The sequence below is a fragment of the Pseudomonas sp. PDM27 genome (assembly GCF_019219205.1).
GTDB classification, from domain to species: domain Bacteria; phylum Pseudomonadota; class Gammaproteobacteria; order Pseudomonadales; family Pseudomonadaceae; genus Aquipseudomonas; species Aquipseudomonas laurylsulfatiphila.
In genome coordinates this window covers 161,279-184,803 of record NZ_JAHUWF010000004.1, presented here as the reverse complement: position 1 = coordinate 184,803, position 23,525 = coordinate 161,279, and the positions used below count along the sequence as shown (strand labels likewise).

The 23,525-nt window shown below is 60.4% G+C and carries 24 protein-coding genes; 10 read left to right on the top strand and 14 right to left on the bottom strand.

Annotation, left to right across the window (positions count from 1 at the left end; all coding sequences use genetic code 11):
• The first annotated feature begins 3 nt into the window (after positions 1-3).
• The 8 genes from lptC (at position 4) to KW838_RS10950 (ending at position 5,582) form a co-directional block, all read left to right on the top strand.
• Positions 4-576, top strand: a complete 573-nt coding sequence (gene lptC, locus KW838_RS10985) for an LPS export ABC transporter periplasmic protein LptC (protein WP_102702539.1) — start codon at positions 4-6, stop codon at positions 574-576.
• Positions 563-1,111: a lipopolysaccharide transport periplasmic protein LptA gene (lptA, locus tag KW838_RS10980; RefSeq protein WP_102702540.1), complete on the top strand. Its 549-nt coding sequence runs from the start codon at positions 563-565 to the stop codon at positions 1,109-1,111. Before lptC ends, lptA begins: the two co-directional genes overlap by 14 nt.
• Positions 1,111-1,836: an LPS export ABC transporter ATP-binding protein gene (gene lptB / locus KW838_RS10975; RefSeq protein WP_007970262.1), complete on the top strand. Its 726-nt coding sequence runs from the start codon at positions 1,111-1,113 to the stop codon at positions 1,834-1,836. The genes lptA and lptB overlap by 1 nt, the downstream gene beginning before the upstream one ends.
• Before the next feature lie 244 nt (positions 1,837-2,080).
• The gene (locus tag KW838_RS10970; protein WP_015093497.1) at positions 2,081-3,574 is read left to right on the top strand and encodes an RNA polymerase factor sigma-54; all 1,494 of its coding nucleotides are present in this window, start codon (positions 2,081-2,083) and stop codon (positions 3,572-3,574) included.
• Between the two features lie 74 nt (positions 3,575-3,648).
• A complete protein-coding gene (gene hpf / locus KW838_RS10965; protein ID WP_007941242.1) occupies positions 3,649-3,957 on the top strand; it encodes a ribosome hibernation-promoting factor, HPF/YfiA family in 309 nt (102 codons plus the stop codon).
• Between the two features lie 12 nt (positions 3,958-3,969).
• Positions 3,970-4,434 carry a PTS IIA-like nitrogen regulatory protein PtsN gene (gene ptsN / locus KW838_RS10960; protein WP_102702541.1) on the top strand — a complete coding sequence of 155 codons (465 nt, stop codon included), beginning with the start codon at positions 3,970-3,972 and terminating at the stop codon, positions 4,432-4,434.
• A 2-nt stretch (positions 4,435-4,436) separates the two neighbouring features.
• Positions 4,437-5,294: an RNase adapter RapZ gene (gene rapZ / locus KW838_RS10955; RefSeq protein ID WP_102702542.1), complete on the top strand. Its 858-nt coding sequence runs from the start codon at positions 4,437-4,439 to the stop codon at positions 5,292-5,294.
• Between the two features lie 15 nt (positions 5,295-5,309).
• Positions 5,310-5,582: an HPr family phosphocarrier protein gene (locus KW838_RS10950; protein WP_218501082.1), complete on the top strand. Its 273-nt coding sequence runs from the start codon at positions 5,310-5,312 to the stop codon at positions 5,580-5,582.
• A gap of 60 nt (positions 5,583-5,642) precedes the next feature.
• On the opposite strand, the gene KW838_RS10945 is transcribed toward KW838_RS10950, so the two are convergent.
• The 6 genes from KW838_RS10945 to pmbA all read right to left on the bottom strand — a co-directional run bounded on the left by KW838_RS10945 (position 5,643) and on the right by pmbA (position 10,990).
• Positions 5,643-6,536, bottom strand: coding sequence for a ZIP family metal transporter (locus KW838_RS10945; RefSeq protein ID WP_102702544.1), 894 nt, complete (start codon positions 6,534-6,536; stop codon positions 5,643-5,645).
• A gap of 31 nt (positions 6,537-6,567) precedes the next feature.
• Entirely contained in the window at positions 6,568-7,179 is a 612-nt protein-coding gene (locus KW838_RS10940) for a superoxide dismutase (protein WP_102702545.1), read from the bottom strand.
• Positions 7,180-7,181: 2 nt separating this feature from the next.
• Positions 7,182-7,610 carry a hypothetical protein gene (locus KW838_RS10935; protein WP_218501081.1) on the bottom strand — a complete coding sequence of 143 codons (429 nt, stop codon included), beginning with the start codon at positions 7,608-7,610 and terminating at the stop codon, positions 7,182-7,184.
• A 27-nt stretch (positions 7,611-7,637) separates the two neighbouring features.
• Positions 7,638-9,014, bottom strand: coding sequence for an aspartate ammonia-lyase (locus KW838_RS10930; protein WP_218501080.1), 1,377 nt, complete (start codon positions 9,012-9,014; stop codon positions 7,638-7,640).
• Positions 8,995-9,402 (bottom strand): FagA protein, encoded by a 408-nt coding sequence (locus KW838_RS10925; protein ID WP_102702548.1) that lies wholly within the window; start codon positions 9,400-9,402, stop codon positions 8,995-8,997. Before KW838_RS10925 ends, KW838_RS10930 begins: the two co-directional genes overlap by 20 nt.
• A 241-nt stretch (positions 9,403-9,643) precedes the next feature.
• The gene (gene pmbA / locus KW838_RS10920) at positions 9,644-10,990 is read right to left on the bottom strand and encodes a metalloprotease PmbA (RefSeq protein WP_218501079.1); all 1,347 of its coding nucleotides are present in this window, start codon (positions 10,988-10,990) and stop codon (positions 9,644-9,646) included.
• 108 nt (positions 10,991-11,098) lie between these two features.
• Between pmbA and yjgA the strand changes: the two genes are divergently transcribed.
• Positions 11,099-11,623: a ribosome biogenesis factor YjgA gene (yjgA, locus tag KW838_RS10915; RefSeq protein ID WP_007970253.1), complete on the top strand. Its 525-nt coding sequence runs from the start codon at positions 11,099-11,101 to the stop codon at positions 11,621-11,623.
• A 103-nt stretch (positions 11,624-11,726) separates the two neighbouring features.
• Here the strand turns inward: yjgA and tldD are convergent, their stop codons facing one another.
• The 8 genes from tldD to mreB form a co-directional block, all read right to left on the bottom strand.
• Positions 11,727-13,169: a metalloprotease TldD gene (gene tldD / locus KW838_RS10910; protein ID WP_007970251.1), complete on the bottom strand. Its 1,443-nt coding sequence runs from the start codon at positions 13,167-13,169 to the stop codon at positions 11,727-11,729.
• Between the two features lie 12 nt (positions 13,170-13,181).
• On the bottom strand, positions 13,182-14,036 hold the full coding sequence (locus KW838_RS10905; RefSeq protein WP_102702299.1) for a carbon-nitrogen hydrolase family protein: 855 nt from the start codon (positions 14,034-14,036) through the stop codon (positions 13,182-13,184).
• Between the two features lie 156 nt (positions 14,037-14,192).
• On the bottom strand, positions 14,193-17,996 hold the full coding sequence (locus KW838_RS10900; protein WP_218501078.1) for a YhdP family protein: 3,804 nt from the start codon (positions 17,994-17,996) through the stop codon (positions 14,193-14,195).
• A gap of 75 nt (positions 17,997-18,071) precedes the next feature.
• Entirely contained in the window at positions 18,072-19,529 is a 1,458-nt protein-coding gene (rng, locus tag KW838_RS10895; protein WP_007970246.1) for a ribonuclease G, read from the bottom strand.
• Positions 19,530-19,586: 57 nt separating this feature from the next.
• Positions 19,587-20,183 carry a nucleoside triphosphate pyrophosphatase gene (locus KW838_RS10890; protein WP_218501077.1) on the bottom strand — a complete coding sequence of 199 codons (597 nt, stop codon included), beginning with the start codon at positions 20,181-20,183 and terminating at the stop codon, positions 19,587-19,589.
• A 32-nt stretch (positions 20,184-20,215) separates the two neighbouring features.
• The gene (gene mreD, locus KW838_RS10885; protein WP_007970244.1) at positions 20,216-20,707 is read right to left on the bottom strand and encodes a rod shape-determining protein MreD; all 492 of its coding nucleotides are present in this window, start codon (positions 20,705-20,707) and stop codon (positions 20,216-20,218) included.
• On the bottom strand, positions 20,707-21,843 hold the full coding sequence (gene mreC / locus KW838_RS10880; protein ID WP_102702302.1) for a rod shape-determining protein MreC: 1,137 nt from the start codon (positions 21,841-21,843) through the stop codon (positions 20,707-20,709). Before mreC ends, mreD begins: the two co-directional genes overlap by 1 nt.
• A 143-nt stretch (positions 21,844-21,986) precedes the next feature.
• A complete protein-coding gene (gene mreB, locus KW838_RS10875; RefSeq protein ID WP_002555108.1) occupies positions 21,987-23,024 on the bottom strand; it encodes a rod shape-determining protein MreB in 1,038 nt (345 codons plus the stop codon).
• Between the two features lie 211 nt (positions 23,025-23,235).
• Between mreB and gatC the strand changes: the two genes are divergently transcribed.
• Positions 23,236-23,523 carry an Asp-tRNA(Asn)/Glu-tRNA(Gln) amidotransferase subunit GatC gene (gatC, locus tag KW838_RS10870; protein WP_007976465.1) on the top strand — a complete coding sequence of 96 codons (288 nt, stop codon included), beginning with the start codon at positions 23,236-23,238 and terminating at the stop codon, positions 23,521-23,523.
• The last annotated feature ends 2 nt before the right edge of the window (positions 23,524-23,525 follow it).

The window sequence follows — 23,525 nt, the reverse complement described above, 5'->3', positions numbered from 1 at the left end:
GATATGCTGAGCAAAAAGTTTCGCAACACCTTGCTGTACAGTTGCATCGCGGCGATATTCGCCGCGGTTGGCTACTGGAACATCAGCCCGGAACGCTTCCTCGACAAGCCGGTAACGCCGGTCGATGAAAGCATGATCGACTATTACGCCATCAACGCCCACAGCGTGCAGTACCTGCCGGACGGCAAGCTGCAATATGATCTGGTGTCCGACAAGGTCGAGCACCTGAAGGCGACCGAGGTGACACTGCTGACCAACCCCGACCTGAACGTGTTCCGCGGCACCGAATTCCCGTGGCACGTCCAGAGCCTGCGCGGCGAGGTCAACCCTGACGGCACGCAGGTCGAGCTGATCGATGATGTGCGCATCACGCGCTTCGACGAGAAAAACCGCAAGACCCTGATCACCAGCACCCGCATGACCGTGTTCCCGCAGCAGCAATATGCGCAGACCGAGCAAGACGTTAGAATCGACGGCGCTGGCGGTGTATCGACTGGCAAGGGAATGAAAGCGTATTTGAAAGAAAGCAGGATACACCTGCTATCGAACGTAAGAGGACAGTATGAGGCTCGTTAAAACCCTCCCGATTTTGCTCAGTCTGGGCGCAGCACTGGGAAGCGTGAGCGCCTGGGCTCTGCCGGAAGATCAACAGCAGCCTATCCGCATTCAGGCCGACGATGCCCAACTGGACGACAAGCAAGGTATTGCTACCTATAAGGGTGACGTGATCATCACACAAGGCTCGATGAAGGTGACCGGCAACACCGTTACCATCACCCGCACCCCGACTGGCGACATTGACGTAGTGACCTCGGTGGGCAACCTGGCGTACTTCGAGCAATTGCAGACGGCTGGCGATACCAAGCCTGTTCAGGGTTGGGGCGTGACCATCCAGTATCACGCCACGCAAAATCGCGTCGTGTTGATCGACAAGGCCAAAGTTGTCGACAAGGACAACAACGTCACCCAAGGCGAGAAAATCGTCTACGACACCGAGAAGAAGCTGGCCAGCGCCGGGCGCGCCACCGGCAACAAGGTGACCGAGTCGCGTCCGCGCATCGACATGGTGATCCAGCCGAAGAAGAAAACCGACGAGAAAAAGGCCCAGTAATGGCAACTCTGAAAGCTCAGCATCTGGCCAAGAGCTACAAGAGCCGCCAGGTCGTGCGTGATGTCAGCCTGTCCATCGACAGCGGTCAGATCGTCGGCCTGCTAGGCCCGAACGGCGCCGGCAAGACCACCTGCTTCTACATGATCGTCGGCCTGGTGCAAGCCGACCAGGGCCGCGTCCTGATCGATGACCTGGACGTCAGCCACCAGCCGATGCACGGCCGTGCAAAAGCCGGTATCGGCTATTTGCCGCAAGAAGCATCGATCTTCCGCAAACTGTCGGTGGCCGACAACATCATGGCCATCCTCGAGACCCGCAAGGAGCTCGACAAGGCCGGTCGTCGCAAGGAACTGGAAAGCCTGCTGCAGGAATTCCACATCAGCCACATCCGCGACAACCTCGGCATGAGCCTGTCCGGTGGTGAGCGCCGCCGCGTGGAAATCGCCCGCGCCCTGGCCACCAACCCGAAGTTCATCCTCCTCGACGAACCTTTCGCCGGCGTGGACCCGATTTCGGTCGGCGACATCAAGCAGATCATTTACCACCTCAAGGCCAAAGGCATTGGCGTGCTGATCACGGACCACAACGTTCGTGAAACCCTGGATATCTGTGAAACCGCCTATATCGTCAATGACGGTCAGTTGATCGCCGAAGGTGATGCAGAGACCATCCTGGCCAATGACCTGGTGAAGGAAGTGTACCTGGGCCATGAGTTCCGCCTGTAAACGCTGAGCCGTGCCCAGGCAGCCGCCCGGGCACCCGTCTCGCGATTCATCGGTACCTCATGCAAACAGCGGGTTCATCCCCCAACAAGGGCAGCACCGCAACACAAATTTATAGTTTTTTATTGTTACAGCGCTCTAGGCAAATCCTTCAGTTTCAGGCATATAATTTGCTTATGTTTGGCGCCCCGGCGCCCTGTAGTGGATGGCGCATGTGCGCCGGCGAATAAGGTGTTAAGCCCCTGCCATGAAACCATCGCTAGTCTTGAGAATGGGCCAGCAGCTGACGATGACACCTCAGCTGCAACAGGCCATCCGCCTGCTCCAATTGTCGACCCTGGACCTGCAACAGGAAATCCAGGAGGCCCTGGAGTCCAATCCGATGCTCGAACGCCAGGAAGAAGGCGACGACTTCGACAATTCCGACCCCTTGGCCGACAACGCCGAACAAAAGCCCAACACCGATATCCAGGAACCCTCCTACCAGGAAAGTGCCCCGACGGTTGATAACCTCGATGAGGGTGACTGGAACGAGCGCATCCCCAACGAACTCCCCGTCGACACCGCGTGGGAAGACGTTTACCAGACCAGCGCCAGCAGCCTGCCCAGCAATGACGATGACGAGTGGGACTTCACCACCCGCACCTCGGCCGGTGAAAGCCTGCAAAGCCACTTGCTGTGGCAACTGAACCTGGCCCCGATGTCCGACACCGATCGCCTGATCGCCGTGACCCTGATCGACTGCATCAACAATCAGGGCTATCTGGACGAAACCCTCGAGGAAATCCTCGAAGCCTTCGATCCGGAACTGGACATCGAACTGGACGAAATCGAAGCCGTCCTGCACCGCATCCAGCAATTCGAGCCGGCCGGCATAGGCGCACGCAACCTGGGCGAATGCCTGTTGCTGCAATTGCGTCAGTTGCCCGCCAAGACCCCTTGGCTGGCCGAAGCCAAGCGCCTTGTCACCGATTACATCGACCTGCTGGGCAGCCGCGACTACAGCCAGTTGATGCGCCGCATGAAGCTCAAGGAAGATGAGCTGCGCCAGGTCATAGAGCTGGTCCAGAGCCTCAACCCGCGCCCGGGCTCGCAGATCGAGTCCACCGAAGCCGAGTACGTCGTTCCTGACGTCATCGTACGCAAGGACAACGAGCGCTGGCTGGTGGAGCTGAATCAGGAGTCGGTGCCACGGCTGCGGGTCAACGCCCAGTACGCCGGTTTTGTGCGCCGCGCCGATACCAGCGCCGACAACACGTTCATGCGCAATCAGTTGCAGGAGGCCCGCTGGTTCATCAAGAGCCTGCAGAGCCGCAATGAAACCCTGATGAAGGTTGCCACCCAGATCGTGGAGCATCAGCGCGGGTTCCTCGAATATGGCGACGAAGCCATGAAGCCGCTGGTCCTGCATGACATCGCCGAAGCGGTCGGCATGCATGAGTCGACGATTTCACGGGTGACCACCCAGAAGTTCATGCACACCCCCCGGGGCATCTATGAACTGAAATACTTTTTCTCCAGTCACGTAAGCACCTCCGAAGGCGGCGAATGCTCGTCCACGGCGATCCGGGCGATCATCAAAAAACTGGTTGCCGCGGAAAATCAGAAAAAGCCGTTGAGTGACAGCAAGATCGCTGGTTTACTGGAGGCACAAGGCATTCAGGTGGCTCGCCGCACCGTCGCCAAGTACCGCGAATCCCTCGGGATCGCGCCTTCGAGCGAACGCAAGCGGTTGATGTAGAGCCACGCCACAGCGTTCCAGTGGTAGATCATCTGGTCTACCGCTTTATGCACTGGCAACGAAGGAGAAGCTGTATGCAAGTCAACATCAGTGGACACCAACTGGAAGTGACCGAACCTCTTCGCACCTACATCGGCGAAAAACTCGAACGATTGGAGCGACATTTCGACAAGATCACTAACGTGCAGGTCACGATGACCGTCGAGAAGCTGAAGCAGAAAATCGAAGCCACGCTGCATATTCCCGGGAATGAAGTGGTCGCCAATGCGGAACATACCGATATGTACGCTGCGATCGATGCACTCACCGACAAGCTGGATAAACAACTCAAAAAGCATAAGGAAAAGACCCAGAGCCTCCTTCAGGGCGCAACCGGTCGTTAACACTCCCAACCCATGATCCGACTTGAAAGTATCCTGACCCCCGGCCGTTCCCTCGTGAACGTGCCGGGCGGCAGTAAAAAGAAAGCCCTCGAACAAATTGCCAATCTGATCGCCCGCGAAGTGCCGGCTCTGGAGATGCAAGATGTCTTCGAGGCGCTGATTGCCCGTGAAAAACTCGGCTCCACCGGTTTTGGCAACGGCATCGCTATTCCACACTGCCGTCTCAAGGGTTGTGTATCGCCCATCAGTGCATTGATGCACCTGGACGCCCCTATCGATTTCGACGCCATCGACGGCGCGCCGGTTGACCTGCTGTTCGTTCTGCTGGTCCCGGAAGCCGCTACCGATGCGCACCTTGAGCTGCTGCGACAGATCGCCAGCATGCTCGACCGCAAGGACGTTCGCGAAAAACTGCGTAATGCCGCAAGCAACGAAGCCTTGTATCAGGTTGTCCTGGACGAGCAAAACGGTCAGTAATCATGCGCTTGATCATCGTCAGTGGCCGTTCCGGCTCGGGTAAAAGCACCGCCCTCAATGTTCTTGAGGACAACGGCTACTACTGCATCGACAATCTGCCTGCCGGCCTGCTGCCGGAACTGGCCGAACGAGCGTTGATTCATACCGAGCTGATGCAACCGCTGGTGGCCGTTTCCATTGACGCCCGCAACCTGCCCAGCCACCTGTCACGCTTCCCCGAACTGCTCGAAGAAGTCCGCAGCCGCCACATCCAGTGCGATGTCCTGTACCTGGACGCCGACGAAGAAACCTTGCTCAAGCGCTTCTCGGAAACCCGCCGACGCCACCCCCTGACCAACGCCAACCGCTCGCTGGCCGAAGCCATCAATGTTGAAAGCGTGCTGCTCGGGCCGATTGCCGACCTCGCCGACCTCAAGATCAACACCACCAGCCTGAACCTGTACCAGCTGCGCGACGCCATCAAACTGCGCCTGTTGAATCAGCCTGAGCCGGGGACTGCGTTCCTGGTGGAGTCCTTCGGGTTCAAGCGTGGCATGCCGGTGGACGCCGACCTGGTGTTCGATGTGCGTTGCCTGCCCAACCCTTACTGGAAACCGGAATTACGCGAGCAGTCCGGGCTCGATCAACCGGTTGCCGAATACCTGGCGGCACAGCCGGATGTCGAAGAGATGTTCCAGGACATTTCCACATACCTGTTAAAGTGGCTGCCTCGATTTGCCGCCAGCAACCGCGCCTACGTCACCATTGCCATTGGCTGCACTGGCGGACATCACCGCTCCGTCTACCTGACCGAGCGTCTGGGGCAGGTGCTGCAAAAAACCCTGAAGAACGTCCAGGTTCGCCACCGCGACCTCAGCTAAAGGATTCACATCGCGATGCCTGCTCTGGAAATCGAAATCATCAACAAGCTGGGTCTGCATGCCCGGGCGTCTGCAAAATTCGTTGGGGTCGCGGGTCAGTTCCCGTGCCAGATCCGGGCCGGTCGAACACCAGAGTCCATGGTCGATGGCAAAAGCATCATGGCGATGATGATGCTGGCCGCCGGCAAAGGCACCACGATTCACTTGAGCACAGAAGGCGAGCAGGCACAGGAAGCCCTGGAAGCGCTGGTAGCGTTGATCAACAACTTCTTCGACGAAGGCGAATAAGGACAAGATCAAGATCAAAAGATCGCAGCCTTCGGCAGCTCCTACAGGGCTGCGATCTGTTCAGGCCAGCGCCGTATCCATCACCATCATCAAACAGAACCCCATCAGCAGCCCGAGGCTGGCAAGCTTGTCATGACCATTGCGGCGCGATTCGGGAATGACTTCGTGGGTCACCACCAGCAACATCGCCCCCGCCGCCAGTGCCAACCCCAAAGGCAGCAGCAGCTCGGCCAGGCTCACAAGCCAGGCACACAACAGCGCGAACACCGGCTCGACCAACCCTGATGCGGCACCGATCAGGAACGCCTTGACCCGAGACATCCCTGCCCCGGCCAGTACCAAGGCGATGACCAGCCCTTCCGGCACGTCCTGCAAGGCAATGCCCATGGCCAGGCTGTCGGCTTCAGGCATGCCGCCGCCGGCAGAAACACCAACCGCCATGCCTTCCGGGATGTTGTGGGCGATGATGGCAAACACGAACAACCAGATGCGCGGAGCAATGACCGGGCGCTCCAGGGTACCGACCAGCCTGTCCGGGCTGACGCCGGAGACCTTCCGATCCACCAGGAACAAGCCGAACGCACCGAGCATAATGCCGAAGCTGATCAGCCCACTGGACGCCCAAGGCGACAGTCCAAGCCCTTCGGCGGCAGAGATGCCCGGGACGATCAGCGAAAATGCCGTCGCCGCGAGCATCACGCCAGCGCCAAAGCCAAGCAAAGTATCGCTGAGCACCTGCGGCATGCGCCGAATCACCAACACCGGAACCGCACCCAGCGCGGTACCCAGGGCGCAGATCGCACCGCCCTGCAGTGCGCGCAGCAACCTCGGCTCAAGGTCGAGCCATGCCAATCCATGGGCAACCAATAGACTCATGCCCGCCAGCAGTAACAGCGATCCAAACGCGTAACGAAACATCCGTCCACTTCCGATCGCCAGTGTTTCAGTGCCCATATTCCAGCCCTGGATTGTTTTTACAGAAGACTTAAACCAGTGCGGCCTGATAGCGCGCAGCGACTTGCGGCCAATTGATCACGTTGTAGAACGCGCTGATGTATTCAGGACGGCGGTTCTGATAGCGCAGGTAATAGGCATGCTCCCAGACGTCGAGTCCCAGAATCGGCGTATTGCCGCTCATTAACGGGCTGTCCTGGTTACCGCTGCTTTCCACCACCAGAGTCTTTTGCGCAGTGACGCTGAGCCAGGCCCAGCCACTGCCGAAGCGGGTCAACGCCGCCTTGGTGAAGGCTTCCTTGAAACTGTCGAGTCCGCCCAATTGCTCGTCGATTGCCTTGGCCAGCGCGCCTTCGGGTTTCCCTCCGCCGCCGGGCGTCATGACCTCCCAGAACAACGAATGGTTGGCGTGGCCGCCTCCCTGATTGATCACCGCCGCGCGCAGTTTTTCCGGCAATTGCTGAACGGCAGACACCAGTTTCTCCACGGGCCACTCGGCATACTCGGTGCCCTCGACGGCCGCGTTGAGGTTGTTGATGTAGGTCTGGTGATGTTTGGTGTAGTGGATCTCCATGGTCTGCGCATCGATGTGCGGTTCCAGGGCGTCGTAGGCGTAGGGCAAGGCAGGCAAGCTAAAAGCCATGATCAATGGACTCCATGATGATGAGGCACAGGCGAAGCGGCATCGATGTGCAACAGTCGATGGGTACGCGGATATTCGCCGTGCTCACTGATGAAATTCAGCAGCTCGACGTAGGTCTTGCTGCTCTGGCGCAACGCGGCTTCACGCAATGTTTGTGGTAGTCGCGGGTCCTGCATGGTCTGCAACAGCCGTTGATGGATGGCACACAGGTATTCGGCGCTCTCCTCCGGCTGGTTCAGGCGCAAGTGCAGGTCCGCCAGGTTGTGATGGGAAATCACGCAAGCTGCCACCGCTTCGTCGGCATCCGCCCAGCGCTCGAACAGCACTTGGGCCAGGGCTAATGCCTGCAGACACGCCTCGCGGGCATCGACCAGTTCACCCTGCATGAAAAAGCGATTGGCTCTTTCGATCGTGCGTTTCCAGTGCTCCATGGTGCGCCTCCAAAGCGGCAGCGGGGCTTACACGCCGCCCGCGGTGAGTTTTTCCGGGTTGAGCAATTCTTCCAGCTGGCCGCGCGACAGGTCGGTGTGTTCCAGCGCGACGTCAATCACCGGCCGACCTTGCTGATAGGCCTTCTTGGCAATCTCGGCAGCTTTCTGGTAACCGATGATCGGGTTGAGCGCGGTGACCAGAATCGGGTTGCGCGACAACGCTTCCTTGATCTGGCCCTCATTGACCTTGAAGCTGGCAATCGCCTTGTCCGCCAGCAGGCGGCTGGAGTTGGCCAGCAACTCGATACTGCTCAGCAGGTTCAGCGCGATGATCGGCAGCATCACGTTCAGTTCGAAGTTGCCCGACTGACCGGCGATGGTGATCACGCTGTCGTTGCCGATAACCTGGGCCGCGACCATTGCGGTAGCCTCCGGAATGACCGGGTTGACCTTGCCCGGCATGATCGAAGAGCCCGGTTGCAAGGCTTCCAGTTCGATCTCGCCAAGGCCGGCCAGCGGGCCGGAGTTCATCCAGCGCAGGTCGTTGGCGATTTTCATCAGCGACACGGCAGTCGCCTTCAGTTGCCCGGAGACCGCGACGGCGGTGTCCTGAGAGCCAATGAGCGCGAACAGGTCCTTGCCTGGCTGGAACTGAACCCGGGTCAATGTGCTCAGCTGCTGGCTGAAGCGCGCCGCGAACTCGGGGTGGGCGTTGACGCCCGTACCCACCGCCGTGCCGCCCTGGGCCAGGGATTGCAGGCTTGGCTGCAAACCTTGCAGCAGGCCGATGTTGGCCTTGAGCTGTTGCGCCCAACCGTTGAGCACCTGACTCATGCGCACCGGCATCGCGTCCATCAGGTGCGTACGCCCGGTCTTGACGTGGTGATGAACCTGCCCGGCCTTGCGCTCGATGACCTGCACCAGGTGCGTCAGCGCCGGCAACAATTGCTCATGCAACGCCAGCGCCGCACTGACGTGGATGGTGGTCGGAATAATGTCGTTGCTGCTTTGGCCACAGTTGACGTGATCGTTGGGGTTCACCGCCTCGCCGAGCAAGCGGCTGGCCAGCGTGGCGATCACTTCGTTGGCGTTCATGTTGGAACTGGTGCCCGAACCGGTCTGGAAGACATCCACCGGAAAGTGCTGCATGAAATCGCCTTCGAGCAGGCCTTGGGCCGCATCGACAATGGCCTTGCCCTGGGCTTCGCCGATTTGCTTGAGCTCGATGTTGGCGCGGGCCGCCGCGGCCTTGGCCAGGATCAGCGCGCGAATGAACTGCACGGGCATCGGCTTGCCGCTGATCGGGAAGTTATCCACCGCACGTTGAGTCTGTGCGCCGTAGAGGGCGTCTTCCGGGACCTGAAGCTCGCCCATGCTGTCGCGCTCAATACGTGTCTTGGTCATCTGTAGATCCTTGCACCAGTTCTATGAGAGGAATCGAGGGTTGCAACTCGCTCGTCGCCAGTTGCCAGGTGTAGCTCTGCCAGCGCTTGAGGCGGCATTTGCAAAGAGAAAGGCGCTCCAGTTCGCGCAGCGGGCGCCAGGCCTGGTCGAGACAGTACGTGCGCCAATGCCACGGCAGCGCGACATCAGCGGCGGTGTCGAGTAACAAACGGAAGGAAGTTTCGGCGACGGTCCAGGGTGAGGTTGCCGTGCAGGCCGCCAGATACCGGCCTTCGGCCAGGTAGTGGTCGATCAGGCGAGGCTCGTCGGGATTCATCGCGCAACGGATCTGGCGACTCATCCAGCGCCAGCTTTCGAGGTAAGGCAGCTCGTGCAAGACACTACTCATGATCCGGGCTCATTCGGTAATGAGATTTATTATTATATGATAATGAGAACCAAAACAAGCCATGGAGACAGGTTACCCCCTGTGGGAGCGGGCTTGCTCGCGAAGAGGGAGTGTCAGTCAACATCACTTCAACTGACACACCGCCTTCGCGAGCAAGCCCGCTCCCACAGGGGATCTGTGTTGTAGTCAAAAAAAAGCGCGCCACCCAATGGGTGGCGCGCCTTTTGTGTAACGGGGAGGCTTAACTGCCCGCCACCGTCATCCGCTCGATCAGCACCGAGCCTGTACGAATGTTGCTACGCAACTCAAGATCATTACCCACGGCCACGATCTGCTTGAACATGTCGCGCATGTTGCCCGCAATGGTCACTTCCTGGACCGCGAACTGGATTTCGCCGTTCTCGACCCAGTAACCCGCCGCGCCGCGGGAATAGTCACCGGTCACCATGTTCAGGCCCTGCCCCATCAGCTCGGTCACCAACAGCCCGCGCCCCATGCGCCGCAGCAAGGCCGCCTGGTCTTCTTCGCCATGGGTGACGAACAGGTTGTGCACGCCGCCGGCATTGGCGGTGCTCGGCATACCGAGCTTGCGGCCGGAGTAGGTGCCGAGGATGTACGACACCAACTCGCCTTTTTCGACGAACGGTTTGGCGTAGGTTGCCAGACCATCACCATCGAACGCCGCACTGCTCATGGCACGCATCAAGTGTGGGCGCTCGTCGATGGTCAGCCACTCCGGAAACAGCTTCTGCCCCAGCGTGCCTTCAAGGAACGACGACTTGCGATACAGGCTGCCGCCGGAAATCGCCGACAGGAAACTGCCGAACAGGCCACCCGCCAACTCTGCGGAAAACAGCACCGGCACCTCGCAGGTCGGCACCGGGCGCGCGCCCAGACGGCTTGCCGCCCGTTGCGCGGCACGCTGGCCGATGCTCACCGGATCGGCCAGCAAGTTGCCCTGACGGTTCACGTCGTACCAGTAATCACGCTGCATCTGGCCGTCCGCTTCGGCAATCATCACGCAGCTGAGGCTGTGGCGAGTTGAAGCATAACCACCGATAAACCCGTGACTGTTGCCATAAACGCGGCAACCCTGATGGGTGCTGAGGGTGGTACCGTCGGCGTTCTTGATCCGGCTGTCGGCGGCAAACGCCGCGGCTTCACAGACCAGGGCCTGCTCGATGGCTTGCTCCGGCGTGATGTCCCACTGGTGAAACAGGTCGAAATCCTGAAGATCCCGCGCCATCAACGCGGCATCGGCCAGGCCCGAGGCTTCGTCTTCCGAGGTGTGTTTGGCGATAGCCAGAGCCGCGGCCACCGTTTCGCGAATCGCTTCCGGACCGCTGGCCGAGGTGCTGGCCGAGCCCTTGCGCTGGCCTACGTACAGGGTGATGCCAAAACCCTGATCGCGATTGAACTCGACCGTTTCGACTTCACGCTGGCGCACCGACGTCGAAAGGCCCTGCTCCAGGGAGACGGCCACTTCACAGGCGCTGGCCCCCTGGCGCCTGGCTTCAGCGATGATCTGCTCGACCTGTTCCTGCAGTGCCGGCAATGCTTGTGGGCCGACGCTTTCAACTGCACTCATGCTGTTCTCCACTCAAATTCTGCTTTCGGTAACGGTCATCGAGCGACCGGGCCGGACAAGCGGCCCCCGACTGGTTATCATGGCGGCGTTTCTTTGCGGACTGCCACCATGGTTGATTCTTACGACGACTCCCTCGATACGGGAGAAAAAAGCAAATCCCAGGTCAAACGCGAGCTGCATGCTCTGGTTGACCTCGGCGAGCGCCTTACAACGCTCAAGCCTGACTTGCTCAACAAACTGCCATTGACCGACGGATTGCGCCGGGCCCTGGCCGATGCGCCCAAGCACACCGCGAACATCGCGCGTAAACGGCACCTTCAGTTCATCGGCAAACTGATGCGCGATCAGGACACTGACGCGATTCTGGTTCTGCTCGATCAACTCGATGCCTCCACCCGTCAATACAACGAACGCTTCCATAACCTGGAACGCTGGCGCGATCGTCTGATTGCCGGTGACGACGCCGTACTGGAAAAATTCGTCGTCGAATATCCCGACGCGGATCGCCAGCAACTGCGCTCCCTGATCCGTCAGGCCCAGCATGAGGTTGCGCAAAACAAGCCTCCTGCTTCCAGCCGTAAAATCTTCAAGTACATCCGTGAGCTGGACGAGACTCAACGCGGACTGCGTTAAGTCATCGCAGCCCTTGTAGGAGCTGCCGAAGGCTGCGATCTTTGCTTTTTAAAGATCAAAAGATCGCAGCCTTCGGCAGCTCCTACAAAGGCGGTGTATCTCCTTACGACCCCGTGCCACCCACGGTGATCGCATCAATCTTCAGCGTTGGCTGGCCGACACCCACCGGCACCGACTGCCCATCCTTGCCACATGTGCCCACGCCGCTGTCCAGCGACAGATCATTACCGACCATCGACACCTTGCTCATGGCTTCCGGCCCATTGCCGATCAGGGTCGCACCCTTGACCGGAGCGGTGATCTTGCCGTCCTCGATCAGGTACGCCTCGCTGGTGGAGAACACGAACTTGCCGCTGGTGATGTCCACCTGACCGCCGCCAAGGTTGGCGCAATAGATGCCGCGTTTCACCGAGGCGATGATTTCTTGCGGATCGCTTTCGCCGGCGAGCATGTAGGTGTTGGTCATGCGCGGCATCGGCAGGTGCGCATAAGACTCGCGACGACCGTTACCGGTACGCGCCACACCCATCAGACGGGCGTTGAGCTTGTCCTGCATGTAGCCCTTGAGTACGCCGTTTTCGATCAGCGTGGTGCACTCGGTCGGGGTGCCTTCGTCATCGACGCTCAGCGAACCGCGACGACCGGCCAGGGTGCCGTCATCGACGATGGTGCATAGCTTGGAGGCAACCATCTCGCCCATGCGACCGCTATAAGCCGAACTGCCCTTGCGGTTGAAGTCGCCTTCCAGACCGTGACCGACGGCTTCGTGCAGCAGCACGCCCGACCAGCCGGAGCCGAGTACCACCGGCAAGGTACCGGCAGGCGCCGGAATGGCTTCAAGGTTGACCAGCGCCTGGCGCAACGCTTCACGGGCATAACCCATTGCGCGGTCTTCACCAAGGAAATAGCGGTAATCGGTCCGGCCGCCACCGCCATGACCGCCGCGCTCGCGGCGACCGTTCTGCTCGACGATCACGCTGACGTTGAAACGCACCAGCGGGCGTACATCCGCCGCCAGGCCGCCGTCGGTGGACGCCACCAGAATCCGCTCCCAGACACCGGCCATGCTCACGGTGACCTGCTGGATGCGTGGGTCGAGGGCGCGGGTCGCGGCGTCGACGCGCTTGAGCAAATCGACCTTTTCGGCACGGGTCAGGACTTCCAGGGGGTTGTCCGGCGCATACAACTGCGCGACATCCTGGCTGGTGAATGCCTGCACCGTACCGTGCTGCCCGGCCCGGGAAATCGAACGGGCGGCACGCGCCGCCGCGCCCAGGGCTTCAAGGGTGATGGCATTGCTGTAGGCAAAACCGGTTTTCTCACCCGATTGCGCACGCACGCCAACACCCTGGTCAAGGTTGAAGCTGCCTTCCTTGACGATGCCGTCTTCCAGCGCCCAGGACTCGGAGATCTGCCCCTGGAAATACAGGTCGGCAGCATCGATGCCCGGCCCGGCCAGATCGCCGAGCACGCCTTGCAGGCTCTCGATCGTGACGCCACCGGGCGCCAGCAGGTGTTCACTGACTGAGGACAACAACTCGCTCATATGCTTTACGCCTTAAATTCGTGTTTCTGATGCAGGCCGCTGGGCGCCCTGCGAGAAAAAGCGCCGGTGACTGGACACCGGCATCCGCGCCCGGATGGACGCCTGTTCGCTGCTGTCGCGTTCGGCCAGCAGCACGGCCTCGCCTTGATCCTGTTGTGCCAGCACACGGCCCCACGGGTCGACGATGGCGGCATGCCCGAAGGTTTCCCGCGGTCCCGGATGCGTGCCGCCCTGGGCAGCCGCAAGCACATAACATTGGGTCTCGATGGCTCGCGCACGAATCAGCACATCCCAATGCGCCGCTCCGGTCACCGCCGTGAAGGCCGAGGGAGCGGTTATCAGCTCCGCGCCGGCAGCGCGCAGTTCGCTGTACAGCTCGGGAAAGCGCAGGTCATAGCAAACCGTCAGGCCGACCCGACCGACCGGTGTGTCCGCCACGACGACTGCGCTGCCATAAGCATAGTCATCGGATTCACGGTAACGGCCACGATTGTCCGCCACATCCACATCGAACAGGTGCAGCTTGTCGTAGCGCGCCACCGTTTCGCCCTGGTCATCGACCAGCAACGAACAGGCATGCGCCTTCGCCGTCGGCTGATCCACCGGCGGCAACGGCAATGTGCCGGCCACTATCCATAACTTGAGGTCGCGTGCGGTCTGTTTCAACCAGGGCAGGATCGGGCCTTCGCCCAAGGCTTCGGCGCGCCCGATGTCGGAAACGTCGCGCCGGCCCATGGCGGCGAAATTTTCCGGCAATACCGCGAGTTTCGCACCGCCAGCGGCTGCTTGTTCGAGCAGTCGACGGGCCTGGGCCAGATTGGCCAGCACATCGCTCTGGCTGACCATTTGAATCACCGCTACAGACATGGCCTTTTCCCTATTGAAACAATGCGTTCCTGTAGGAGCTGCCGCAGGCTGCGATCTTTGATCTTGAAAAATAAAGGTAAAAAGATCGCAGCCTGCGGCAGCTCCTACAGGTGAACCGTACGGCCATGCTACTCCATAGGTCTGGAAAATGGTTTTTCAAAAAGCCTTGTCGAAGGTGATTTTCGGTTCTTTCCACGGCCCTTTGACGGTGTACTTCACACTGGCGAAACGAGAGACCCGGTCACCGATCAGCTTGTCGATCAGGAACAACGCCCCGCCAACCGCCGGTGCGCCGACGATCAGCGCGGCAATCGGCAGGTTATTGGTCACCGGCAAGGTCACCATCAGTTTCGCATCGATCTGATCGGCCACCATGTTCAGCGTGCCGTCGAGTTCGATAGTGCTCGATGGGCCAGTCAGCTGGATCGGCTGACGGGTGACATACACACCATTCGTCCCGACCAGCAGCCCCTTGACCCGGTCATAACTCAGGCCTTTACCGAACAGGTCGGAGAAATCCAGGCGCAGGCGCCGGCCGATGGAGTTGAAGTTGAGCAAACCAAATACCCGCAGCGCCTGGGCACTGCCTTCGACTTCGACGAACTGGCCCTGATTGAGTGTCGCATCGAGCGAGCCGGAGAAACGCTTGGTCGCCACCCACGCCGGCGAACCGGGCCAGCGGCCATCGACATCCATATAGAAGTCCTTGCTGGTGACGCTCGGCGCAAAGCCCCAGCCCTTGAGCACATCGGCCAGGTTCTTGCCGCTGATGCGGCCCTTGTACCAGCTGTTGCTGGCGCCGGGTACGCCTTCCCAGCCACCACTGCCCACCAGCAGCATGCCCTTGAGTCCCAGATCCAGCGAGTTGAACACAATGCCCCTGGGCGTCGGGCGAACCTTCAGCGACCAGGTACCGACCAGATCCTGGCCCTGGAATAACTGATTGATCGCGATGTCCATCGCGGGGATTTTCGTCGGGTCCACCGACGCCAGCGGGTCCGGCGAGTTCTCATCGGCCAGTACGGTCGGGTCCGGTGCCGGCAGGCGCACGGTTTGCAGATTGATCGCGATTGGCGTGGCCTTCGAATCGGGCAGGTTGGCGCTGCCCTTGACCTGCTGGCTGTCGAGTTGCAGCGCCCAGGCGGAGGGTTTGCGCGCCAGCTGGATCGAAGCCTGATCGAGCGTGGTGCCGATACCGCTGAGTTTGCCCACCTTGAAATCCGCACCGCTGAGCAATTGCTTGGCGCTGCCGCCGGGGTCCTGCCCGGCGTATTTATCCACCAGATCCTTCCACGGGCCTACGTCCAGTTCCGACAACACGCCCCGTACTCGCAGGCCTTTGGTGCCCGGCAACACAGCCTCGCCGCCGCCGAGGAACAAGTCCCCGCGACCGTCGGCGAAATTGTTGGCCGGGGCCGCAAAGGTGAAACTCGCCAGATCCCCGTAGTTGACCCAATAGCGCCGCTCGTCGCCCTGCAACGTCATGCGAAACATCGTGTCGCGCCCGGCATCGGCGGCCATGCCGAAGGGCGCAGGCAAATCGACCGCCACGCCCCTGAGGTTGGAGTTGACCAGCAATTGGCTGTCGGGGCCAGCGAGGGTCAGTTGCAGGTGATAAGGGATCACGCCACTCACCGGCAGAGGCTGGGTCACCTTCAGCCATTCGGTCAATTTCTTCACCTCGACCTGGCCCGACGCGGTCACCCGGGTATTGAGCTTACCGGGGCTGCCATCGGCAAAAATCTGTGCGGTGACCGGCTTGTCGAATGCCCGGGCGCTGATGTGCTCCCCGCTCAGGCCTTTGGCGCTGTCGAAACGGAAGTCACCTTTGAGCTGGGTCAGCTCCAGCACCGGTTCGGCGAGTTTCAAGCGAGCCTTGGCCGTCTTGAAGTCGACGAGGATCTTCGGTTCCTCGCCTTTTGCCAGCGGAATATCCAGCTTCAACTTGCCTGTCAGCTCACCCTCGCCTTCCCAGCCGGCAAAGGTCGCCCCAGTGCCGATTGGCGCTTCCTGAAGGATTTTCAGGCCATCGCCCAAACCACCGGCAAATCCGCCATCGAGGAACAAATGAACGTTCTGCCCGGCAGGCACATGGGGGATGTTGACGTAAACATCCCTGACCTGGGTATCGAGCAATTGGCCTTTGCTGGCCAGGATCCGCACGCCGCTGTCTTCGACAAACACATCGCCGCTGACCTTGCTGACATGGGGCCAGCCCGGCTGGAAGGCCAGTTCGGCATCGTGAACCTTGAAGTACAGGCTGATGCTGCGATCGACGTCTGCGGCACCGTGGCTGAGCGACCCTTGATACTGGAAGAAGCCCTGGTCCACCGCGCCCTTGAGAATCGCCGTACGCAGCCATTCATCCAGCGCCGGGCTGAGGACCGTCGGCAGGTATTTGGCGGTGTAGCGACCGTCACCGTCCACCAGGCCAACCCGCAGGTCCATGTAGTCTTCCTGGGAGTCATCGAAATGCAGGCGAATCAGGAAGTCGCCGGCAATCTTGCCCTCCTCGCCCAGCACCTTCAGATACGGCGCAATCAGGGTGAAACCTTCTTTATCGAGTTTCCAGGTCAGCCGCGCGTTAGCCTGAATATACTGCCATGGCTTGGCGAAAATCGGGTCCAGGTGCAGCATGAAGTCCTTGCTGTCCATGCGCAGCTCGCCGTGCCCCAGGTCACCGCTGATGCTGCCGCTGACATTTCGCGCCGCCGGCGCACCGTGATAGGCATCGAAACCCACCTGGTCGAGGTTGGCGGCAAAGCTGAACTTGCTGTCGTCGGTGGCATTGGGTCGCACGTCGATCAATACATTGCGCAGTCCGCCCTGCACCTTGAGCCGCTCGACAACGGTGGCAAAGCCTTGCGGAAACGGCGCCAGGGCATTGAGCAGCGGCGTGAGCGGGGTCAGGTCGACCCGGTCGGCCTGTAGATGCCAGAGTTCTTCGGTCTTGTCGGTGGCGGCGCTTTGCTTGAGCTGCAAATGCGTTTCCCAGCGGACGTCGCCCAGATTCATTGCCAGGGAATCCAGGGTCACCTGCATGCCTTCGGCACTGCGCTGGAAGTAACCATTGAGCGCCAGGTTGTTGATCTGGATCGGCTTGCGCTCGGCGTAGGCGCCCTTGAGTTGTGGCGCGTTCAAGCGCACTGCAGCGCTTTGCAAGACGCCTTTGCCCCAGGTCAGCCAAAGCTCGCCGCCGGCCTTGATCTCGGAGAAATTCCATTGCTGGCTGACGCGCTCGGGCAGCCACTTCGACCAGTCGCTTTGCGGCAGGCTCAGGTAGAACTCGGCTTCACCGTCCTGCCATTGACTGGCTCGAATGCGGGTACGCAGGCTCATGGCCACAGGCTGGCCGTCGGGCAGGGTCAGGCGGGCGTCGAGACGCTGCCGCGACGCACCGGTTTTCAGATTCAGGCCGACGTAGGTCAGGGTCAGCGGCGACCGTGCAAAGGGCTGCAAGGTCACCTGGCTGTCGAGTACCGACAGTTGCTGGATCATCTGCATGCGATTGAGCAACTGTTGCGGATCGACCGGTTGATCCTGTTGCATCGGCAAACCTTCCAGCGCCCATTGACCATCGTCGCCCTCCTTGACGCTGATCTTCAGGCCACTGAGTTCCAGATGAGCGATGCGTACCTCACGCGCCAGCAGACTGGCCCAAAGGTCCGGCACCGCGCGCACCTGATCCAGGTGCAGGGCATTGGCGCCCTCGCCGACGGTCACGTCGTGCGCCATCAATATGGGGGCGAATCCACTCCAGTTGCCTTCCAGTTCGCCGATTTGCAGCGGCATGCCCAAGGCATCGCTGGCTTTGGTTTCGATATCGGCACGGTACTCGGCGACCAGCGGAGTCAGTTCCCGGCCAAGGCTGACGTAGAGCGCCATCAACACCAAAACCAACGCGCACAGGCCCAGACCCCAGCGGGTCAGTGCGGCCAAAATGCGTGTCAGACGGTCCATGTCAGATGGCCCCCATGGCAAAAGTTTTGCAAAAAGCCGAGGCCAGCCATTCTGGAATAATCAATACGAAATGCTTCAGAGCAGCACCACGTCGTATTGTTCCTGGGAATACATGGTTTCGACCTGGAAACGGATGGTGCGCCCGATAAACCCTTCCAGCTCGGCGACGTTGCCCGACTCTTCATCGAGCAGGCGGTCGACAACTTTCTGGTTGGCCAATACACGATAGCCCTCCGCCTGATAGGCGCGAGCCTCACGCAGGATTTCGCGAAAGATTTCGTAGCACACTGTTTCCGGCGTCTTGAGCTTGCCGCGCCCCTGACAGGCATTGCACGGCTCGCACAAGACCTGTTCAAGGCTTTCGCGGGTGCGCTTGCGGGTCATCTGCACCAGGCCCAACTCGGTGATACCGATGATGTTGGTCTTGGCGTGATCGCGTTCCAGTTGCTTCTCGAGCGTGCGCAGCACCTGGCGCTGGTGCTCTTCATCTTCCATGTCGATGAAGTCGATGATGATGATGCCGCCGAGGTTGCGCAGGCGCAATTGACGGGCGATGGCCGTCGCGGCTTCGAGGTTGGTCTTGAAGATGGTTTCTTCGAGGTTGCGATGGCCGACGAACGCCCCGGTATTGACGTCGATGGTGCTCATGGCTTCCGCAGGGTCGACCACCAGATATCCGCCGGACTTGAGCGGGACCTTGCGTTCGAGGGCCTTCTGGATTTCGTCTTCGACGCCATACAGGTCGAAAATCGGCCGCTCGCCCGGGTAATGCTCCAGACGGTCGGCAATCTCCGGCATCAATTCGGCGACGAATTGCGTGGTCTTCTGGAAGGTTTCCCGGGAGTCGATGCGGATCTTCTCGATCTTCGGGCTTACCAGGTCACGCAGGGTGCGCAGCGCCAGACCGAGGTCTTCGTAGATCACGCTGGGCGCGCTGATGGTTTTGATCTGGGCGCTGATCTGATCCCAGAGCCTTCGCAGGTAACGGATGTCCATGAGGATTTCATCGGCGCCGGCGCCTTCGGCTGCCGTACGCAGGATGAAACCGCCAGCCTCCTTGATACCTTCCTTGGCCACGCAATCGGTGACCACTTGCTTGAGACGTTCGCGCTCGGCTTCGTCTTCGATCTTCAGGGATATCCCGACATGGGCCGTGCGCGGCATGTACACCAGGTAGCGTGAAGGGATCGACAGCTGGGTGGTCAGGCGTGCGCCTTTGGAACCGATCGGGTCCTTGGTCACTTGCACCACCAGGCTCTGGCCTTCGTGCACCAGTGCGCTGATGCTCTCGACCGCCGGGCCTTCGCGCAGGGAAATTTCCGACGCGTGAATGAACGCCGCACGATCCAGGCCGATATCGACGAATGCCGCCTGCATCCCCGGCAATACCCGCACGACTTTGCCTTTATAGATGTTGCCGACGATCCCGCGCTTTTGCGTACGCTCGACGTGGACCTCTTGCAGGACACCGTTTTCGACCACCGCCACGCGCGACTCCATCGGCGTGATGTTGATCAGGATCTCTTCACTCATGGCAGGGTCTCGTTCAGGCATGTTCACGATAATGGCCGCATCTGTTCAGAACGTTGCTTAGTGTGCGTTCCGGGTTTGCCAACAGGGTATGCCGAAATGGCCGAGCAGTTCCGCGGTTTCGCAAAGCGGTAGTCCGACCACCGCTGAATAACTTCCATTGAGCCCGGCGACAAACACCGCACCCAGTCCTTGAATGCCATAACCGCCCGCCTTGTCCTGTGGTTCACCGCTGGCCCAGTAGGCCACGGCTTCATCGCGACTGATATCCCGAAAGCGCACGAGACTGGTGACAACCCGGGACTCGCAGCGTTCGCCATCAAGCACCGCAATCGCAGTCAGGACTTCATGCTCACACCCTGACAACATCATCAGCATGGCGCAGGCATCCGCTTGATCAACCGGTTTGCCGAGAATTTTTCCATCGAGCACCACGGCGGTATCGGCGCCGAGCACGCAGAACGGTTCGTCAGACACGACGCTGCCGCGCCCGGCCTCGGCCTTGCCGCGCGCCAGACGCTCGACATAGGCCGACGGGGATTCTTGATCTATAGGAGTTTCATCGATGTCCGCACTGACGGCGGAGAACGGAACGCCGATCTGCGTGAGCAATTCACGCCGGCGTGGCGAGCCAGAGGCGAGGTACAACCGTTTCATCAAGACCTCTCCCTGTCTAATGCCTGAGCGAATTAATTGATTTTGTAGCGTCGACGCAATCCGCGCAAACCGAAACTGATCCAGGGCCAGAGCAATGCACTGACCAGTGCCGGCAATACCAACGCCAGCGTCGGCTGACGATTGCCGGTCAAGGCACTGAGCCAGAGTTGTACAAGCTGGGCGAGGCCGAAGATCACCAGGATCACCAGGCTCTGCTGCCACATCGGGAACATCCGCAGGCGTTGTTGCAGCGCCAGCACCAGATAGGTGATGAGCGTCAGGATCAAGGCATTCTGACCCAGCAAGGTACCGTAGAGCACGTCTTCAGCCAGCCCCAGGCAGAACGCCGTCACCATCCCGACGGTCTGCGGCAGGTTCAACGCCCAGAATGCCAGCAACAGGGCCAGCCACAGCGGGCGCAGGATTTCCATGAATTGCGGCAAAGGCGAAACGCTGAGGAGTAGACCGACGGCGAACGTCAGCCAGACTATCCAGCCGTTTCGGGATGCTTTTACACCGCCCATTATTCTCTTCCCACTGGAGTGGCCGGCGCGGAGACTGGCGGTTTGGCGGCAGGCTTCGCGGCAGCGGGTTGCGCCGCCGGCGGTTTAGCCGCCGCAGGATGCGTGGCCGCAGGCTTGGCTGGCGTGGTGGCTGGCTTGGCGGGGGCAGTCGCTGCAGGCGCCGCCGTGGCAGGTATCGCCGGTGCGGCGGCCGGTGCAGCGGGGACCGCGGGGCTGACCAGCTTAGGAACCGTCGCCGGCATGGTCGGCCCACCGCCCTGTGCATCCAGGCTTTCCTGGGCCTGGGCGGCAGCGTTGACGCGCTCTTCGGCAGTCCGGTTGTCGCTGAACACCAGCAGCAGGTAGCGGCTGCGATTCAAGGCGGCGGTCGGAACGGCTCGGACAATGGCAAACGGCTGGCCGGAATCGTGAATCACTTCCTTGACCGTCGCCACCGGGTACCCGGCCGGAAAACGCTGACCGAGACCGGAGCTGACCAGCAAGTCGCCTTCCTTGATGTCGGCGGTATCGGCCACATGCCGCAACTCGAGGCGCTCCGGGTTGCCTGTGCCGCTGGCAATCGCCCGCAAACCGTTACGGTTCACCTGCACCGGAATGCTGTGGGTGGTGTCGGTCAGCAACAGGACACGGGAGGTGTAGGGCATCAACTCGACCACCTGGCCCATCAGGCCGCGGGCGTCGAGTACCGGCTGACCGAGGACCACGCCGTCGCGCTCACCTTTGTTGATGATGATGCGATGGGTGAAGGGGTTGGGGTCCATGCCGATCAACTCGGCCACTTCGACCTTCTCGTTGACCAGTGCCGAAGAGTTGAGCAACTCGCGCAGCCGAACGTTCTGCTCGGTCAGGGCGGCAAGCTTCTGCATGCGCCCCTGCAACAGCAGGTTCTCGGTCTTGAGTTTTTCGTTTTCGGCGACGAGTTCGGTCCGGCTGCCAAACTGACTGGCAACGCCTTCCCAGAGTCGTCCGGGCAGGTCGGTGATCCAGTAGGCGTCCATCAGCACCAGCGACATCTGGCTGCGTGCAGGCTTGAGCAGACTGAAACGGGCATCGACCACCATCAGCGCGACCGATAGCACGACCAGCACCAACAGGCGCACGCCCAGTGAAGGGCCCTTGGTGAAAAGCGGTTTAATAAGCCGCTCCTCCCAGGCAAATGTTCTGTTTATTCATACGGCAGCAATCCGGCCTGGATGCAGACTGACAGAAGATAAACGCGAACAGGCAGCACTGCAAAGTGCCGCCTGCGCGCTCAACAGCATAGAAGCGATCCGGCAACTTATTCGCTGGAAAGCAGATCCATGGTGTGTTTATCCATCATTTCCAATGCACGGCCACCGCCGCGAGCAACGCAGGTCAGCGGGTCTTCGGCAACGATCACCGGCAGACCGGTTTCCTGGGCCAGCAATTTGTCCAGGTCACGCAGCAAGGCGCCACCACCGGTCAGTACCAGGCCGCGCTCGGCGATGTCGGAAGCCAGTTCCGGAGGCGATTGCTCCAGGGCGCTTTTCACGGCCTGAACGATGGTTGCCAGGGACTCTTGCAGAGCTTCCAGCACTTCGTTGGAGTTCAGGGTGAATGCACGTGGAACGCCTTCGGCCAGGTTACGGCCACGAACGTCGACTTCGCGAACTTCGCCACCCGGGTAGGCCGTACCGATTTCCTGCTTGATGCGCTCGGCGGTGGACTCACCGATCAGGCTGCCGTAGTTGCGACGCACGTAGGTGATGATCGCTTCGTCGAAGCGATCGCCGCCAACGCGTACGGATTCGGCGTAAACCACACCGTTCAGGGAGATCAGCGCGATTTCGGTGGTACCGCCACCGATATCCACGACCATCGAGCCGCGGGCTTCTTCAACCGGCAGGCCGGCACCGATCGCAGCGGCCATTGGCTCTTCGATCAGGAACACTTCACGGGCACCGGCACCAAGGGCCGATTCACGGATGGCGCGACGCTCAACCTGGGTGGATTTGCATGGAACGCAGATCAACACGCGCGGGCTAGGCTGCAGAAAGCTGTTTTCGTGAACCTTGTTGATAAAATACTGCAGCATTTTTTCGCACACGCTGAAGTCGGCGATCACGCCGTCCTTCATCGGACGAATGGCAGCAATGTTGCCCGGAGTACGGCCGAGCATGCGCTTGGCTTCGGTGCCGACAGCAACGACACTTTTCTGGTTACCGTGTGTCCGAATGGCCACAACGGAGGGCTCATTCAGGACGATACCGCGCTCGCGCACGTAAATAAGGGTGTTGGCAGTGCCCAGGTCAATGGAAAGATCGCTGGAAAACATGCCACGCAGTTTCTTGAACATGGGAAAGGGACCCTAGGCAACGCGTGGGTAAAAAAGTGCGGCAAACTCTAACAACGACAGGGATTTTGGGCAAGGCGCCAATATGTTAAATTGGACGCTTTTCTGTGCACCAAGCCCCACAATCGCGGCCTTATGACCGTAGAAGTGCGGTAGTGTTCCGACAATCTAACACACGGACGCGGTCCGTTTTGTTTTCCACTGGAGAATCCCAATGGCGCTAGAACGCTCCGACGTGGAAAAAATCGCTCATCTGGCCTGTCTGGGCCTCAATGATGCCGATCTTCCACACATCACTTCGGCCCTCAACAGCATTCTCGGGCTGGTCGACGAAATGCAGGCGGTCAATACCGACGGTATCGAACCGCTGGCCCACCCGCTGGAAGCCAGCCAGCGCCTGCGCGCGGACGTCGTGACCGAGACCAATAACCGCGAGGCCTACCAGTCCATCGCACCAGCGGTCGAAAACGGCCTGTACCTGGTTCCGAAAGTCATCGACTAAAG

Coding starts and splice junctions, on each gene's coding strand:
- rng (WP_007970246.1), bottom strand. CDS start 19,529: ATGAGTGAAGAGATCCTGATCAACATCACGCCGATGGAGTCGCGCGTG.
- KW838_RS10905 (WP_102702299.1), bottom strand. CDS start 14,036: ATGTCTGTAGCGGTGATTCAAATGGTCAGCCAGAGCGATGTGCTGGCC.
- mreD (WP_007970244.1), bottom strand. CDS start 20,707: ATGGGCGGTGTAAAAGCATCCCGAAACGGCTGGATAGTCTGGCTGACG.
- hpf (WP_007941242.1), top strand. CDS start 3,649: ATGCAAGTCAACATCAGTGGACACCAACTGGAAGTGACCGAACCTCTT.
- rapZ (WP_102702542.1), top strand. CDS start 4,437: ATGCGCTTGATCATCGTCAGTGGCCGTTCCGGCTCGGGTAAAAGCACC.
- KW838_RS10900 (WP_218501078.1), bottom strand. CDS start 17,996: ATGGACCGTCTGACACGCATTTTGGCCGCACTGACCCGCTGGGGTCTG.
- KW838_RS10890 (WP_218501077.1), bottom strand. CDS start 20,183: ATGAAACGGTTGTACCTCGCCTCTGGCTCGCCACGCCGGCGTGAATTG.
- ptsN (WP_102702541.1), top strand. CDS start 3,970: ATGATCCGACTTGAAAGTATCCTGACCCCCGGCCGTTCCCTCGTGAAC.
- KW838_RS10930 (WP_218501080.1), bottom strand. CDS start 9,014: ATGACCAAGACACGTATTGAGCGCGACAGCATGGGCGAGCTTCAGGTC.
- KW838_RS10925 (WP_102702548.1), bottom strand. CDS start 9,402: ATGAGTAGTGTCTTGCACGAGCTGCCTTACCTCGAAAGCTGGCGCTGG.
- KW838_RS10945 (WP_102702544.1), bottom strand. CDS start 6,536: ATGGGCACTGAAACACTGGCGATCGGAAGTGGACGGATGTTTCGTTAC.
- KW838_RS10935 (WP_218501081.1), bottom strand. CDS start 7,610: ATGGAGCACTGGAAACGCACGATCGAAAGAGCCAATCGCTTTTTCATG.
- mreB (WP_002555108.1), bottom strand. CDS start 23,024: ATGTTCAAGAAACTGCGTGGCATGTTTTCCAGCGATCTTTCCATTGAC.
- yjgA (WP_007970253.1), top strand. CDS start 11,099: ATGGTTGATTCTTACGACGACTCCCTCGATACGGGAGAAAAAAGCAAA.
- lptC (WP_102702539.1), top strand. CDS start 4: ATGCTGAGCAAAAAGTTTCGCAACACCTTGCTGTACAGTTGCATCGCG.
- pmbA (WP_218501079.1), bottom strand. CDS start 10,990: ATGAGTGCAGTTGAAAGCGTCGGCCCACAAGCATTGCCGGCACTGCAG.
- tldD (WP_007970251.1), bottom strand. CDS start 13,169: ATGAGCGAGTTGTTGTCCTCAGTCAGTGAACACCTGCTGGCGCCCGGT.
- KW838_RS10970 (WP_015093497.1), top strand. CDS start 2,081: ATGAAACCATCGCTAGTCTTGAGAATGGGCCAGCAGCTGACGATGACA.
- gatC (WP_007976465.1), top strand. CDS start 23,236: ATGGCGCTAGAACGCTCCGACGTGGAAAAAATCGCTCATCTGGCCTGT.
- lptB (WP_007970262.1), top strand. CDS start 1,111: ATGGCAACTCTGAAAGCTCAGCATCTGGCCAAGAGCTACAAGAGCCGC.
- KW838_RS10950 (WP_218501082.1), top strand. CDS start 5,310: ATGCCTGCTCTGGAAATCGAAATCATCAACAAGCTGGGTCTGCATGCC.
- lptA (WP_102702540.1), top strand. CDS start 563: ATGAGGCTCGTTAAAACCCTCCCGATTTTGCTCAGTCTGGGCGCAGCA.
- KW838_RS10940 (WP_102702545.1), bottom strand. CDS start 7,179: ATGGCTTTTAGCTTGCCTGCCTTGCCCTACGCCTACGACGCCCTGGAA.